At 69.8% G+C, this 14324-nt stretch carries 15 protein-coding genes; 11 read left to right on the top strand and 4 right to left on the bottom strand.

What is annotated here, in order from left to right; translation table 11 throughout:
* Positions 1 to 142 precede the first annotated feature (142 nt).
* On the bottom strand, positions 143 to 796 hold the full coding sequence (locus tag ACTRO_RS44990; protein WP_063628122.1) for a DUF2249 domain-containing protein: 654 nt from the start codon (positions 794 to 796) through the stop codon (positions 143 to 145).
* 97 nt (positions 797 to 893) lie between these two features.
* Here ACTRO_RS44990 and ACTRO_RS34015 point away from each other — a divergent pair, with 97 nt between their 5' ends.
* The 3 genes from ACTRO_RS34015 (at position 894) to ACTRO_RS34005 (ending at position 4366) form a co-directional block, all read left to right on the top strand.
* Positions 894 to 1670 (top strand): helix-turn-helix transcriptional regulator, encoded by a 777-nt coding sequence (locus tag ACTRO_RS34015; RefSeq protein ID WP_084317210.1) that lies wholly within the window; start codon positions 894 to 896, stop codon positions 1668 to 1670.
* Positions 1671 to 1674: 4 nt separating this feature from the next.
* Entirely contained in the window at positions 1675 to 2103 is a 429-nt protein-coding gene (locus tag ACTRO_RS34010; RefSeq protein WP_034269816.1) for a hypothetical protein, read from the top strand.
* A 124-nt stretch (positions 2104 to 2227) separates the two neighbouring features.
* Positions 2228 to 4366 (top strand): RecQ family ATP-dependent DNA helicase, encoded by a 2139-nt coding sequence (locus ACTRO_RS34005; protein WP_034269813.1) that lies wholly within the window; start codon positions 2228 to 2230, stop codon positions 4364 to 4366.
* 77 nt (positions 4367 to 4443) lie between these two features.
* On the opposite strand, the gene ACTRO_RS34000 is transcribed toward ACTRO_RS34005, so the two are convergent.
* Positions 4444 to 4854: a VOC family protein gene (locus ACTRO_RS34000; protein ID WP_034269810.1), complete on the bottom strand. Its 411-nt coding sequence runs from the start codon at positions 4852 to 4854 to the stop codon at positions 4444 to 4446.
* A gap of 187 nt (positions 4855 to 5041) precedes the next feature.
* Between ACTRO_RS34000 and ACTRO_RS33995 the strand changes: the two genes are divergently transcribed.
* Both ACTRO_RS33995 and ACTRO_RS33990 read left to right on the top strand, forming a co-directional pair.
* Positions 5042 to 5863, top strand: a complete 822-nt coding sequence (locus tag ACTRO_RS33995) for an MOSC domain-containing protein (RefSeq protein ID WP_034269807.1) — start codon at positions 5042 to 5044, stop codon at positions 5861 to 5863.
* A 286-nt stretch (positions 5864 to 6149) separates the two neighbouring features.
* On the top strand, positions 6150 to 7130 hold the full coding sequence (locus ACTRO_RS33990) for a DUF2510 domain-containing protein (protein WP_034269804.1): 981 nt from the start codon (positions 6150 to 6152) through the stop codon (positions 7128 to 7130).
* Between the two features lie 66 nt (positions 7131 to 7196).
* Here ACTRO_RS33990 and coaA read toward each other — a convergent pair whose 3' ends face one another.
* Positions 7197 to 8177 (bottom strand): type I pantothenate kinase, encoded by a 981-nt coding sequence (gene coaA, locus ACTRO_RS33985; RefSeq protein ID WP_051451798.1) that lies wholly within the window; start codon positions 8175 to 8177, stop codon positions 7197 to 7199.
* A gap of 61 nt (positions 8178 to 8238) precedes the next feature.
* Between coaA and ACTRO_RS33980 the strand changes: the two genes are divergently transcribed.
* Positions 8239 to 8730 carry a GNAT family N-acetyltransferase gene (locus ACTRO_RS33980; protein WP_034269802.1) on the top strand — a complete coding sequence of 164 codons (492 nt, stop codon included), beginning with the start codon at positions 8239 to 8241 and terminating at the stop codon, positions 8728 to 8730.
* Positions 8731 to 8740: 10 nt separating this feature from the next.
* Here ACTRO_RS33980 and ACTRO_RS33975 read toward each other — a convergent pair whose 3' ends face one another.
* Positions 8741 to 9487, bottom strand: a complete 747-nt coding sequence (locus ACTRO_RS33975) for a hypothetical protein (RefSeq protein WP_034269800.1) — start codon at positions 9485 to 9487, stop codon at positions 8741 to 8743.
* Positions 9488 to 9584: 97 nt separating this feature from the next.
* Here ACTRO_RS33975 and ACTRO_RS33970 point away from each other — a divergent pair, with 97 nt between their 5' ends.
* From ACTRO_RS33970 to ACTRO_RS33950, 5 genes are all read left to right on the top strand, one after another.
* On the top strand, positions 9585 to 9956 hold the full coding sequence (locus ACTRO_RS33970; protein WP_034269798.1) for an ArsR/SmtB family transcription factor: 372 nt from the start codon (positions 9585 to 9587) through the stop codon (positions 9954 to 9956).
* A 170-nt stretch (positions 9957 to 10126) separates the two neighbouring features.
* Positions 10127 to 10897 (top strand): VOC family protein, encoded by a 771-nt coding sequence (locus tag ACTRO_RS33965; protein WP_051451797.1) that lies wholly within the window; start codon positions 10127 to 10129, stop codon positions 10895 to 10897.
* A gap of 472 nt (positions 10898 to 11369) precedes the next feature.
* On the top strand, positions 11370 to 12503 hold the full coding sequence (locus tag ACTRO_RS33960) for a hypothetical protein (protein ID WP_034269796.1): 1134 nt from the start codon (positions 11370 to 11372) through the stop codon (positions 12501 to 12503).
* Between the two features lie 71 nt (positions 12504 to 12574).
* Positions 12575 to 13669 carry a DUF4129 domain-containing protein gene (locus tag ACTRO_RS44290; protein WP_157436596.1) on the top strand — a complete coding sequence of 365 codons (1095 nt, stop codon included), beginning with the start codon at positions 12575 to 12577 and terminating at the stop codon, positions 13667 to 13669.
* Between the two features lie 55 nt (positions 13670 to 13724).
* A complete protein-coding gene (locus ACTRO_RS33950) occupies positions 13725 to 14324 on the top strand; it encodes a hypothetical protein (protein WP_157436595.1) in 600 nt (199 codons plus the stop codon).

Raw genomic sequence — 14324 nt, 5'->3', positions numbered from 1 at the left:
CGTGACAGCCAGCGAGTTCCCCGTTTCGCAGTATGAATTTTCGGCACTGGGTAAGAACTCTCCATCCACTGTCAGGGCTCGATCGCCCGGCCGCGCGATTCGCACACGTGAGGCGGACTGCGGACCGGCTGTGGCCGGAGTCTCAGCGTTCGATCAGCTGGATACTCATCCCGGGCCGCCGCCGATGCACGGTCAGATAAAGCAGCCCGTCGTCGCCGGCACTCAGACTGCGTCGCGAGCCGTGCGGGAGCCAGAGCACGCGCCCCTCAGTGAGCGCCAGCTTCTCCCCTTCCCCGGACTCGAGTTCCCCGCCACCGGACACGACGACCAGCAGAACGTCGAGCGCGGCCTCGGCATGCGCGTCGACGCGGCGGCCGGCAGGCAGGTGGACGAGGTTGGCGTCGAGTTGGCGGTCGGATTCGGCCAGCTTCCAGACGGCTCCGGCCGAAAGGTTGCCGAGTTCTTCGGCCATCGCTCGCGCGTCGCACAGCAGCTTCGGGATCGGGGCGGCGGTCGCCGGCTCGGTTTCCGACTGCGCTACCCGGCCGATGCGCACCTGCCACCGCTCAGGGCCGGATTCGACGTAGTCCCAGGTGAATGCGCCGGGGTGGGCCGCGTCGAACTCGCGGTGCAGCGGCTTGGGATCGTGGCTGTTGGACAGGATGAACGACTCCCCCACCGCCAGTTCGGCGAAGCGCGCGAAGATCCGCTGATGCCGCTCACGAGGCGGCAGCTTCGTCGCGTCGACGACTGCCTGGTTCTCGACTGCCTCGTTCTCGACCTCGATCGGCTCCATGTCACGTCTCCTTCTCCGAGCGCCCCGACGGATTCCCGATTATTACATGTAGGATATGTAAAAACTCACGCGATGTGGGGTGGAGGCGGAAGCGGAGATGACACGGGCAACAGCCGCACACGACAGCAGCAGCCCCACGAGGCGCGCTCAAGTGCTGGGCGCACTACGGTCGGCCGACGAACCGTTGGGCGTCATCGACGTCGCGCACCGCCTGGGCGTCCACGCCAACACTGCGCGGTTCCACCTCGACGGTCTGGTTGCAGAAGGCATCGTCGTACGGACGCTGACGGAGCCCGACGGGCCGGGACGCCCGCGATCGGTGTATGCGCCGCGGCCTGGAATGAACCGTGCCGGCGGGCGCGACTACCTGTTCCTGTCCCGGATCCTGCTCAGTCGGCTCGCCGCCGACGGGGCGAGTGCGGCCGATGACGCCCGGGAGGCGGGGCAGGCGTGGGGCCGGCATCTGGCCTCGTCGCCTCAGCCCTTCCAGCGACCGCCCTCGGCCGACGAAGCGGTCGGGCGCCTGACGGGCCTTCTGGCGGATCTCGATTTCTCGCCCGAGCCCGACGCTGAGGCGCCGGACAAGTCGCTTCGCCTGCGTCATTGCCCGTTCCTGGAGCTGGCTGAGGAGTTCGGCGGCGTCGTCTGCCCGGTGCACCTCGGGTTGATGCAGGGCGCTCTCGATCAGATGGGCGCGCCTATCACCGCCGTCGGGCTGGAGCCTTTCGCCGAGCCTGACGCGTGCGTCGTCCGGCTTGCCCGGAGGACTGCCCCGGGCGTCGAGCGCAAACCGTCGGCCGCCGGAATCGCTCCCGCCGCCGGCACGGCGGCAAGTAACACGGGGTATCGCCACAGCAACAAGAACAGGACATGACCTCATGCATTCGACCGCCGCTGCCACGGTCACCGCTGTGGTTTTCGTATGGCTGGGCATGGTGCTGGCGATCTCGTTCATCGAGGCGCCGGTGAAGTTCCGCGCTCCCGGCGTGACGATTCCCATCGGGCTCGGCATCGGCCGACTGGTCTTCCGCGCGCTCAACCTGGTCGAGGTCGTATTCGCCCTCGTCGTGGTCGTCTCTGCTTTCGCCGGGCACGCCACGACCGGTCCGGCCACGCTCACGGCGTGCGTCGCGGCCTTGCTGGCCGTCCAGCTCGCCGCGGTTCGGCCCGCACTCGATCGGCGCTCCGACCGGGTGCTGGCCGGTGAGGATCTGCCACGGTCCCACCAGCACCTCGTCTATATCGCGCTCGAGGTCGCCAAGGTCGGCCTGCTGATCGCGCTGGGCGTCAGCGTTCTGCCCCGCTAAAGGTGCGAAAGAGTGAGGCCGCGCGCACTCCCTGAAGTCATATGAATCCACCGACTGGCTGGAAATCCCAGGTCCGGGCCCATTTGTCAGTGGGGTAGGCCAAGATGGACTCATGGCTCAGTTGATGGATCGGGTGGCGCTGCGCGCCGAGGCCGAGCAAGTGCTGCGGGCACTCGCCGGGGCCGAGGCGCGGCTGCGTGAGGATCAGTGGCAGGCGATCGAGGCCCTGGTGGCCGACCGCCGCCATTGCCTCGTCGTGCAGCGCACCGGCTGGGGCAAGTCGGCGGTCTACTTCGTGAGCACGGCACTGCTCCGGGCGCGCGGCGCCGGGCCCACCGTGATCGTCTCGCCGCTGCTCGCCCTGATGCGCAACCAGATCGAGGCCGCGGCCCGGGCGGGGCTGCACGCCGCCACCATCAACTCGGCCAACCTGACCGAGTGGGAGCAGATCGAGGCGGCCATCCGCACCGGCGAGGTCGATCTGCTGCTGATCTCGCCGGAGCGGCTGAACAATCCCCAGTTCCGCGACACGGTGTTGCCGAAGCTGGCGGCCGAGACCGGGCTGCTGGTCGTCGACGAGGCACACTCGGTGAGCGACTGGGGCCACGACTTCCGGCCGGACTACCGGCGGCTGCGCGAGCTGATCGCCTCGTTGGCGCCGGATCTTCCGGTCCTGGCGACGACGGCCACGGCGAATGCTCGGGTCACCGAGGATGTGGCCGAGCAACTCGGCACCGGCAGCGAGAAGGCTCTGGTGCTGCGCGGGCCGCTCAATCGGGAGTCGCTGCATCTGTCGGTGCTCTCGCTGCCGGACAGCGCGAGCAGGCTGGCCTGGCTGGCCGAGCATCTGCCCGAGCTGCCCGGCTCCGGGATCATCTACACCTTGACGGTTGCCGCGGCGGCGGAGACGGCGGACTTCTTACGCTCCCGCGGATACGAGGTGTCCTCGTACACCGGCCGCACCGAGGATGAGGAGCGGCGGGCGGGCGAGCAGGACCTGCTCGACAACAAAATCAAGGCCCTGGTCGCCACCTCGGCGCTGGGCATGGGCTTCGACAAGCCAGACCTCGGATTCGTCGTGCACCTGGGCGCGCCCTCGTCGCCGATCTCCTACTACCAGCAGGTCGGGCGAGCCGGGCGCGGCGTGGAACGGGCCGAGGTGGTGCTGCTCCCAGGCGTCGAGGACAGGGAGATCTGGCGCTACTTCGCCTCGCTCGCCTTCCCGCCGCGGGCGACGGTGGAGCGCGTGCTCGACGTCCTCGGCGGCGCGGCCAAGCCGCTTTCCACCATGGCGCTCGAACCGATGGTGGATCTCAAGCGCTCACGGTTGGAGCTGCTGCTGAAGGTCCTGGATGCGGACGGCGCGGTGCGGCGGGTGCAAGGCGGCTGGGTCTCGACCGGGCAGCCCTGGCAGTACGACGCCGAACGGTACGCCCGCATCACGGCAGCCCGTGAGGCGGAGCAGCAGGCCATGCTCGAGTACTCCTCGACGAGCAGCTGCCGGATGGAGTTCTTGCGGCGCCAACTCGACGATCCAGAGGCGACCCCGTGCGGGCGCTGCGACAACTGCACCGGCGTACGGCGGGACGCGACCGTGCAGTCGAGTGTGGTCGACGCCGCGGGCAGCCATGCGAAGCGGGCATGGGTCGCCCTCGATGCGCGGCGCCAGTGGCCGAGCGGCATGCCGGCAGTGGGCGTGGAGCTCAAGGGGAAGATCCCGGCCGGAGAGCAGGCTGCCGAGGGTCGGGCGCTGGCCCGGCTCACGGATCTCGGCTGGGGCTCGGCGCTGCGGGACTTGCTCGGGCCCGGCGTGGGCGACCAGCCCGTGCGGCCGCAGCTGCTCGGCGCGATGGTCAACGTGCTCAAGGAGTGGGCGGCGAACGACGCACCGGGCGGCCCGTGGAGCGGCGCCGGCCGGCCCGTGGGTATCGTCACGATCACCTCACGCGCCCGGCCCCGGCTGGTCGCCTCGCTGGCCGAGGGGATCTCGGAGATCGGCCGGCTCCCCATCGCCGGAAACGTGGAGCGGGTGCGCGACGACGGCCACACCGGGCCGACCAACAGCGCCTGGCGGCTGCGATCCGTGTACGAGGCCTTCGCTCTCGGTCCACAGCTGCGCGAGCGTCTCGCCGATTGTCCCGGCCCCGTGCTGCTCGTCGACGATCTCGTCGACTCGGGCTGGACCATGACCGTCGCCGCCCGCCTCCTACGCCAGGGCGGCGCTCCGGCGGTGCTGCCTCTGGTGCTGGCGCTCGCCGGCTAAGCCTGAGCGTCGAACCTGGCCGGGTATGTCGAGTCCGCGGGCTTCTCGATTCGGCTCACCCGGCGGCATCGCTCTGGCTACTGCGCGGCCGGCGGCTGGTCGACGCGCACGAGGTTGCCGGCCGGGTCGCGCACGGCGAAGTCGCGAGTACCCCAGGGCTGCTCGGACGGCTCCTGCACGATCTCCGCGCCGGCTTCACTCACCTTCTTGAACGCGGTGTCGAGGTCGTCCGTGCGGAAGTAGACGCCGTTGAGCGCGCCCTTGGCCGCGAGCGCGGCGAGGGCGTCGTGGTCGGCGGGCGAGCCGTTGAGATAGTTCGTCAGCACGATCGAGACATCCGGCTGCTTGGGCGCGCCGACCGTGATCCAGCGGAATTTGTCCCGGGCGACGTCGTTGCGCAGTTCCAGGCCGAGGGCGTCGCGGTAGAAGCCCAGCGCGCTATCGGGGTCGTGCACGAGAACGAAGCACGTCGAAACTGTCATATCCATGCCGACAACACTAGGGCGCGTTGGAGAAGTATCGCCGGGGCCGCGACGCTACTTCTCCAACGCGCCCTAGGCAGCCCGCTTCCGGAGCGCTTCTCCGATCCGGATTACCTCGGCAGAACGTCCGATTCGTCGTGCTTCACCCGGCCGGCGTACTCCCTGCTCCATCCGGGCCAGGTACCCTCAGGGCGTGGAGGCAAGACTTTCGTCGATCTTCGTTTACCCCGTGAAGTCCTGCCGCCGGGTGGAGACCGACACGGCCACCGTGGAGCCCTGGGGCCTGGCGGGCGATCGCCGCTGGCTTGTCACCGATCCCGACGGAATGCTCCGTACTCAGCGTGAACTGCCTCGGATGGCCTTGGTCCGCACGGCGTACGGCCCGGACGGGCGGCTCCTGCTCTCCGCACCCGGCCAGCCGGATCTGACCGTCGTGTCTCCGCGGCGATCCGAGGGCGCGGCGTCGGCCGAGGTCTCGGTCTGGAGGTTCCGCGGAGCAGCCGCGTGGGCCGGCGACGAGGCGGACGAATGGCTCAGCCAGGCCCTCGACGTACCCAGTCGGCTCGCCCACATGGACGACACGTCGGTCCGAGCCGTCAATCCGGACTACGGCCGGAGCGACGACCGGGTCTCGTTCGCCGACGGCTACCCGCTGCTGCTCGCCACGAGCGGCTCGCTCGACGCTCTCAACGTCGCGATCACGGACATGGGCGGTGAAGCCGTGCCGATGACCCGGTTCCGGCCGAACGTGGTGATCGAGGGAACCAAGGCCTGGGCCGAGGACGACTGGAAGCGTGTGCAGATCGGCGGCCAGCGGTTTCGCGTCGTCAAGCCCTGCGATCGGTGCATCATGACGACGGTCGACCCGGAGCGCGGTGTTCTCGCCGGTCAGCAGCCGCTCCGTGCGCTCCGTAAGCATCGTCGTCACGAGAAACTGGTGCTGTTCGGGATGAACCTGATCCCCGACACGGTCGGACCGCTCACCGTCGGCGACCGATTCACGGTGCTCGACTGACCGTGCCGCCGCGACGACGGCGACGCACCGCCGTCACCTGAAAGCGTCACCGCATCCGGGTCAATACGGCACCGTCCGCTGCTGCGCCCAGGCACGCCGGCCGGCCGGAACGACCGCGGTGGCACCAGGCGTCACATGCCATGCCACCACTCGCATCCCGGCTCAGCGCCCACTCGGCGCGAGTATGAGAAAGAGCCGCTGAGCCTGAGAACCGCACAGGCGTTGTTCGGACAATTCTTAGCCGCTGGCCGGTCAGAGCCTCACACCGCGCGGATATCCTCCTTTCATGTCGATACCGCAAGACTCTCCCCAGCCCGCCGTCCCACCCGGCTGGTACTCCACAGGGGAGACCGGCCCGGACGGAGCGCCGGTCGAGCGCTGGTGGGACGGCGGCGGGTGGAGCGCGATGGTGCGGCCGCTGGGGGGCGGCACCTTCGGCGCACAGCCTCCGCGCCGCAGCCCGCGTACCAAGACTCTGATCGCCTCGGCCACGGTGGTGGTCCTCGCGGCGGCCGGTCTGGGCCTGTACTTCGGCCTGCACAACGGCAATCCGACCACCACGGCCGCGCAGCCTGACGTCCAGTCGACCACCAACCAGGGCGGCAACGGCCTCGGCGGCCTGGGCGGCGGCAACGGAGGCGGGAACGGCAACGGAAACGGCGGAGGCAACGGGTCCGGCGGGCTCGGATCGACTCCGTCCCCGGCGCCCACGGTCACCGGCGGCTCCGGGTCCACGGTCTCCGACCCGATCAACGGCCTGACGATCCCGGTGCCCACCGGCTGGACCGGCAACTCCGGCTCGACCAGCGGAGAAGGCTCCTGGCCCGCGCTGGCCACCGGCACCTACACGTGCCCGAGCGCGCTCGCTCAGCAGAACGGGTCGAGCTCGTCGTCCGCGTCGACGTGCACGAGCGGCGGCGTGAACCTCACCACCGCCCAGGGCACGGACGCGAAGACCGTGGCCACCTCGAACATGGCCCAGTTCGCGAAGGGCAACTACGGCACGCTCTCCTCGCACTCGGTGGTCAACGAAGGCGCGATCTCGGTCGCCGGCCGCACCGGCTACCAGATCACCTGGAGCGTGGTCCCGGACTACTCCGGCCCCAGCGGCACGGTCCAGCTCATCGCGCTGCCCGACCCCGATCTGCCGGGCTACATGGCCATCATCGACATCGGCGTCGACAAGTCCAGCAAGGCGCCGAGCCTGAGCACCGTGGACAGCCAGATCATCAACAACATCGTGGACGCCAACGCGACCGGCGCCTGATCCTCCCGCGCCCGCCCCGATGTCCGCACAACAGGACAGGGGCGGGCGCGGTCATGTCCTGGCTGCTCAGAGCTTGCGCATCCGGACCCGTTCGATCCTGTGGTCAGGGCCTTTACGCAGCACCAGGGTGGCTCGGCCCCGCGTGGGCAACACGTTCTCCACCAGGTTCAGCCGGTTGATCCCGGCCCACACGCCGCGGGCGAAGTCCATCGTCTCCGCTTCCGGCAGCTGCGTGAACCGCCGGAAATACGAACTCGGATCCGTGAACGCGGTCTCCCGTAGCTTGCGGAAGCGCTCCAGGTACCACTGTTCGATGTCGGACTCGCGTGCGTCCACGTAGATGCTGAAGTCGAAGTAGTCGGCCAGCGCCATCCGCGTGCGACCGTCCTGGCCGGGCAAGGCGGGCTGCAGCACGTTGAGCCCCTCGACGATGAGGATGTCCGGCCGGTGCACGATCGCCTGCTCTCCGGGCACGATGTCGTAGACGAGGTGCGAGTAGACCGGCGCGCATACCTCGTCCTTGCCCGCCTTGATGTCGGCGACGAAGCGGGTCAGCGCGCGGCGGTCGTAGGACTCCGGGAAGCCCTTGCGCCCCATCAGGCCGCGCCGTCCGAGTTCGGCGTTCGGGAGCAGGAAGCCGTCGGTCGTCACGAGTTCCACTCGCGGGTGCTCGGGCCAGCGCGCCAGCAGGGCCCTGAGCAGACGCGCCGTGGTCGACTTGCCGACGGCGACACTTCCGGCGACGCCGATGACGAAGGGGGTCGAGCGACCCCGGCCGTGCGCGGGCGTGTCGCCGAGGAAGGTCTCGACGGCACCGCGCAGGTTGTGGACGGCTCCCACGTACAGATTGAGCAGCCGCGAGATCGGCAGGTACATCTCGCGCACTTCGTCGAGGTCGATCTCGTCGCCGAGTCCGCGCAACCCCTCGACCTCCTCGGCGGTCAGCGGCAGCGGGGTACGCTCGCGCAACCGGCTCCACGCCTCGCGGTCAAGATCCACATAAGGGCTCGCCGGGGCGAGATCCCCGGCCTGCGACAAGATCGGCACTCTCTCATTTTGGCTGATCGACCCGCGGAGTTCGTCCGCCGGGGTGCACTAGGGTTCAGCTATGCGGATAGTCCCGATGCGCGACGAGCACGCTGCGGGCGTATTGACGGTCTATCAGTCAGGCTTGGACACCGGCGACGCCTCATTCCAGCGGTCTGCACCGGATTGGCCGGAATTCAGCGCGGGAAAGCTCGCCGAGCACCGCTTCGTCGCGCTCGACGAGGCAGGGCGGGTGCTCGGCTGGGCGGCGGTTTCCGCGGTTTCCGCGCGTCCGGTCTACGCAGGCGTCGTCGAGTTGTCGGTCTACGTCGCCTCCGAAGCGCGCGGCTCCGGCGTCGGCAAGGCGCTGCTGGACCAACTCATCGCCTCGACCGAGCAGGCCGGCGTCTGGACACTGCGCGCCGGGATCTTCCCCGAGAACACCGCGTCCCTGGCCTTACATATGCGCGCGGGCTTCCGACAGGTGGGCGTCCACGAGAAGCTCGGCAAGCACGGCGACCGCGGCTGGCGGGACGTGGTCCTCCTGGAACGCCGCAGCGAGTACATCGACTAGCGCAGGCGCTTCAAATCAGGCCGAAGGCCACGAGCCCGCCGACGGCCAGCAGCGCGAGTGCCGTCAGCAGGTTCGCCCGGCGCTCGATCCAAGGGGCCGTCAGTCGAGCCGCGCCGAAGGATGCGGCGACAGTGAGCCCGACGATGGTGAACACGGTCGCGCAGGCGAAGGCGATCAGCGATCCCAATCCGGCCGCACCGCCCAGCGCACCCGCGGCGAGGAACACCGGAAGGATCGTCAGATCCGGCGATGCGGCGGCTCCGAACGGAACGGCTAGGGCGAGAACGGCGCGAGCCCGGCCACCGCTTGAGTGCCCGCCGTCGCGTTCATGGTGATGGTGCTCATGGTGGCCGTGATCGTGTCCATGTCCACGCCCGTGCTCGTGCCCATGCCCGTGTTCGTGTTCGTGTTCGTGTTCGTGTTCGTGTTCGTGTTCGTGGTGCCGATGACCGCGCCCGGCGAGGTCGAGCACCGCGAGGATCAGCCCGGTCAGGATCAGCAGGCCGCCGATGAGCACGTCCTCGTCGCGCACGACGGTCGAACGCAGCCGCAGGCCGACGACGATCACGACCGCGCCGAGCAGCAGCGAGAGCAGAACGTGGGCGATGGCGGCGGTCAGCGAACGTCGCAACACCCGGCCGAGCGGATCCCGGCGGGCCCGGCCGTGGACGGCCAGGGGCAGCCAGTGGTCGGGCAGGACGGCGTGCCCGGCACCCACGCCGGCGGCGGCGAGCATCAGCGCGAAGGCGGAGTTCATGCCGTCAGGCTAGCACCACATCTTCGCAAGCGTGAATATGAGAAGATAATGCGGAGGGCTGGTTCCTGCAGGACTTTCGCAAGTGGGAGGATGAGTCATGGCCAATCCCGCAGCGTCCGGCGACCATTCCTCCCCTCATCACAGACCCGCGCTCGGACCTGCCCTGCCCGACACACTGGTCCAGACAGCGGTCGGCTACCTCGACATGCTCGCCGAACCGACGCGGCTGCGCCTGCTGTGGGCACTGCGCGACGGAGAGTTCGGCGTCAGCACCCTGGCCGAGATCGCGCGCTGCACTCCGACCGCCGCCAGCCAGCATCTGGCCAAGCTGCGGCTGGCCGGCCTCGTCTACCAACGCGCCGAGGGGCGGGCACGGTACTACCGGCTGCGCGGCGACCACATCAAGCGCCTACTGGACGAGGCGCTCGGCCAGGCCGAGCACGAAGTGGAAGGAATTCCGCACGACTGAGCGGGTCGTCGAGGCGTACGCCGCATCGAGCCCCGCGGATCGCCGTCGGGGGTAGGCGGCCGCTGAACTCCTCCTTGGACCTGGTCCCCGGAAATTGTCGGAGGGCCGTGGCACAGTGGGCACAATGAGCGCGCAAGTGATCACGCTCGGAGACCAAGGAGTTGAGGATCATGCCCGACACCACTCTCCCCCACCCGCAGGGTGCCGTCTGCTGGCTCGACATGCTCCTGTCGGGGCAGGCCGAGGCGTTGCGGTTCTACCAGCGGCTGCTCGGCTGGAGCGGCGAGCCCGACCCGAACGATCCGACCAAGTACGCCGTGCAGACGGTGAACGGCAAGGCGGTCGCCGGCATCGGGCTGATGCCCGAGAGCGAGCCGCTCATGCCCTGGACGGGCTACTTCTCCGTGACGGACCTGGACGCGGCGGTTTCGCGGATCACGGCGAACGGCGGCGGCATCATCGTCGGCGCCAGCGATGCCGAGGGTCACGGCCGGTTCGCGCACGGCACCGATCCGGCCGGGGGGCACTTCGGCCTGTGGGAGGCGGGGCCGTTCCCGGGCTTCCAGATCTGGGGCGAGCCCGGCTGCATGGGCTGGCTGGAACTGGTGACGGCGGAGGGCAAGAGCTCGGCCGACTTCTACGCGGCGCTGCTCGAGTGCACGGTGGAGCCGATGGAGTCGATGCCGGACTCGTACTGGACGCTGCAGGTGGAAGGCCAGCCGAGGGCCGGGATCTTCCAGGTCGACGAGTCGAAGAAGCCTTATTGGCGGCCTTACTTCCTGGTCGACGACGTGGACGAGGCCGCGGCCACGGCGCAGGCCGGCGGCGCGCAGCTGGTGAACGCGCCTACGGACACTCCGTTCGGCCGGATGGCCACGTTGAAGGACCCGAACGGGGTGGAGATCCAGCTCAACTCGATGGAGATGAGTTCAGACGAGTGACGACGCAGAGGGCCGGACGACCCTGAGAGGCGAGCGACGCAGGCTGTCGGGCAGAGCGTGGCCGGTGGCGCAAACCTAAGCGCATAAGGTGCAGCGCGAGCGGTGCCGGGGTGCGCGGCGCGGGTGGCCGACATGGCGCGACGAGCCGGACGCCCATCCGAGGGGTCGTCGGCAGACGGTCCGGCCCGTCGCACAGTTCCCCCCTGCCCGCACGGGGAGCATTCCCCGGACAGGTGCGAACGCGACCGGCGCCCCTCCGTCGCCGCCCGTGCACCGGACCAGCATGGCGGCCCGGGCAGCCCGGCGGGAGGTCTACACCATGGCGGAAACCTGCCGTGGCGCAACTACGCCACGACGCGCACCGGACGGGCCACGACCGCACGTCGGGGCGGATGCGCACTAGTCCCATACAGGGACGGATGGATAGGCTGACCAACCGTCAGGCGGCGGCGGTCGAAGGGGAGGGACGCACATGGCCGAGCACGAGGCCGCGGACGGAGGCGGCGTGGCCGAGTTGGATGCGGGCGTGGCGGCCGGGATCGGCGCGGAAGCAGCGGTCGGAACCGCCGCGGCTGCGGTGATCTCCGCGGGTGGCGCGGGAATCGACGTCGCCGCCGCCGCGGTGGACGAAGCCGTGGCCGTCGTCGCGGACACACTGCTTCCGAACCGGCCGACTCTGCTCGGCGAGTTCGCTCGCATCGCACGGACCAGGCCGGACTGGTTTTACGGCATGCTTTGCAGTTGGGGCATCGGTTACGCCTTCCTGGCGTACCTCGTGCTGTTCACGCACCCGAACCTCAAGGGCGATCCGACGACGGTGGTCGTTCTCGTCGTACTCACCGCGATCGCGGACGGGTCGCTCACCAACCAGCTCGCGGCCGAGCCCGAGTGGTCGGCCGCGCTGCTGCGTTCCGGCGAGGACCCGGCCCGGATCCTGCGCGTCCGCAACCTGATGCTGCTGCTGTGCGAGCTGGTCTACGTGGCCTCAGTGGTGGCGCTGATCGCCTGGCTCGGACACACCGACGCCTGGATACCCCGCGCGCTGCCGCAGTTGGCCGTGATGCCGCTGGCCCCGATCGCCATCGGCAACCTCAGCTCGGTCCTGGCGCCGGCGCCGTTCATGCGGCTCAATCGCAGGTTCCAGGCCCCGGGGACCTGGGTCCGCTGGGCCGTATACGTCACGATCCCGCTGATGCTGAGCACGTATTCGCTGGCCCTGTACTGGCTGCCGACCCGGGTCGAGCACCATTTCGAGCCCAAGCTGCTCAAAAGGGTCGGAGCACTCAAACACCTCACCATCACCCAGGCCTCGGCCACGCACGTCTACATCGCGATCTGGCTGGTCCTCATCCCGCTGTGGCAGCTCGCGGTATGGCTGTTCGCGCTCAGGCTGGCCGACGCGCTGGCCCGGATGCGCCGGCACGGCCTGGCCCGGCTGATGGACCGGCACGTGGAGCTGGCCGGCGCGCTGCCGCAGCTCAGCCTCTACCAGTCGGTTCGCGCTCTGCCGGTCCGGTGCCGCGAGATACCCACGGATCTGCGCGCCGAACTCAAACTGATCCGCTCGGAACTGCTCGAAGCCTCCACCACCCTGTCCCGTTTGTAACAGGTCTGGTACGCGGGCGAGGCTGATTGCCCCCGGCTTCCTGCTGACAGGCCCCGCCGCACTGTGGCAGGGTGGCAACCGGTAAAGCCCGGGAGCGGGTCGGGCGCGATGAGTTCGTCGTGGGGATAGAGCACGTGGAAAAGGGCACAGCCGGGCAAGAGGGTTGGATACGGGCAGCCCGGCCCCTGCTGGCGGTCGGGATCACCGTGCTCCTGGCCATCGGCGCCATCTCGCTGGCCTCGGCGAAGGGCTCGACGATCCATGCCGTCGGGGCGCTGTCGCACCTGTGGGTGCTGTTCGCCTTCCTGGCCTTCGCCGGCGCCGCCGCCGCGGCCTACCAGCTTCTGATCCGACGTCAAGGCGCGGACAAGGCCTCCGAGGCGGCGCAGCGGCTGAACCGGGCCATGCTCGCGGTGTTCGCCGTACTGGCGGTCGCCCTTCCAGTGGGCTTCTACCTCTCGCGGCCCGTTTCCTCCGGTGACGGCGGTCTGGGTTGCGGCACCTGCACCCTCATCCCCGCCACGCACCCGGCGCCCACCGCCACTGTGAACATCCCGACCAACCAGACTCCGCGCGCTCCCAAGAACGTCCAACTCGGGCCGTTCCTGGCCATTCTCGGCATCCTCGTCGCGGTCGTGGCCATCGCCATCGCGGTCTTCATCATCGTGCGGCTGATGCGCAAGCCGATCGCCGCCCCGATCAACGGGCTCGCCCTGCCGGCCCAGGAGATCGTGGACGACGCCGATCTCGAGCGCGCGATGCTGGCGGGCCGGGGCGCGCTCGAAGGCGAGGCCAGGGCGGCGATCATCGCCTGCTACGCGGCCATGGAGGAGTCGCTGTCCGCCGCGGGCGTGACCCTGCTGAACTCGGACAGCCCGGCCGACCTGCTGGCGCGGGCGGCCGTTACCGGCTTGATCCGCGGTGCGGCACCGGGCCGCCTCGCCGAGCTTTTCCGCGAAGCGCGCTTCTCCACGCACGAGTTGGGCGAGAGCAAGCTCGCCGACGCGCGCGCCGCCTTGGACGAGATCCTCGCGCAGGTGACAGCACGTCTGCAGGAGGCAGCGGCCCGTGCCACGGCCGAGGCTGCCACCGCACAGGCAGCCAGAGAGGCCCGGGCAGCCGCGGCCCAGTCGGCAGACGGTCACGGACGGGCGGGAGCACGGTGAGCAGGGTCGTGCGGTGCGCGATGGGCACGAGGGCACAGACGAAGGCGGTGGCCTGGTGAAGAGGGCCGAATCCAGCAAGACGCGCCCGAAGTCCGCGGACGGATACGAGCAGCCGGATCAGATGCCCGCCTCCCGGACGCTCATCCTGGGCGCCGCCGGCTTCGCCGTGATCGTCGAGATCGCCCTCGTCCTGGTCGGCGGCGGCGCGGCGGCCGCGGTGGGCTTGGCCGCGCTGGCCGCCATCGTCATCGCCGTGTTCTGCTACGTGGCCGGCGCCGAGATCCTCGACGGCCAGTACCGCAAGCCGTTGCGCATGGTGCGGCGGCGCAACCTGAGCATGCTCGGCTGGACCGCGCTGGTCTCCTCCGCCCGCGCCTCCGCCACCGGCTTCGCGCACGGCGCGCGACCCGAGATCCAGCGCCTGTACGCCGTCCGCCTGGCCGAGAGGCACGGCATCAGCCTGCTGACGGAGCCGGAGAAGGCCGCCGCGCTCATCGGCCCCGAGCTGTGGCCCTGGATCGACCCGAGCCGGCCCGCCCCGCTCCCCGCCGCCGCGCGCGCGCCGCATCAGTCGCTGGACCGGCGCAGCAACGCCGGGGCCCCACCGCCCGATGCCGTGCTGATCGCGCTGGTGGACCGGCTCGAACAGCTCTGA

The organism is Actinospica robiniae DSM 44927 (assembly GCF_000504285.1).
In the GTDB taxonomy this organism is placed as follows: Bacteria; Actinomycetota; Actinomycetes; order Streptomycetales; family Catenulisporaceae; genus Actinospica; species Actinospica robiniae.
This window is presented reverse-complemented; position numbering and strand designations above follow the sequence as displayed.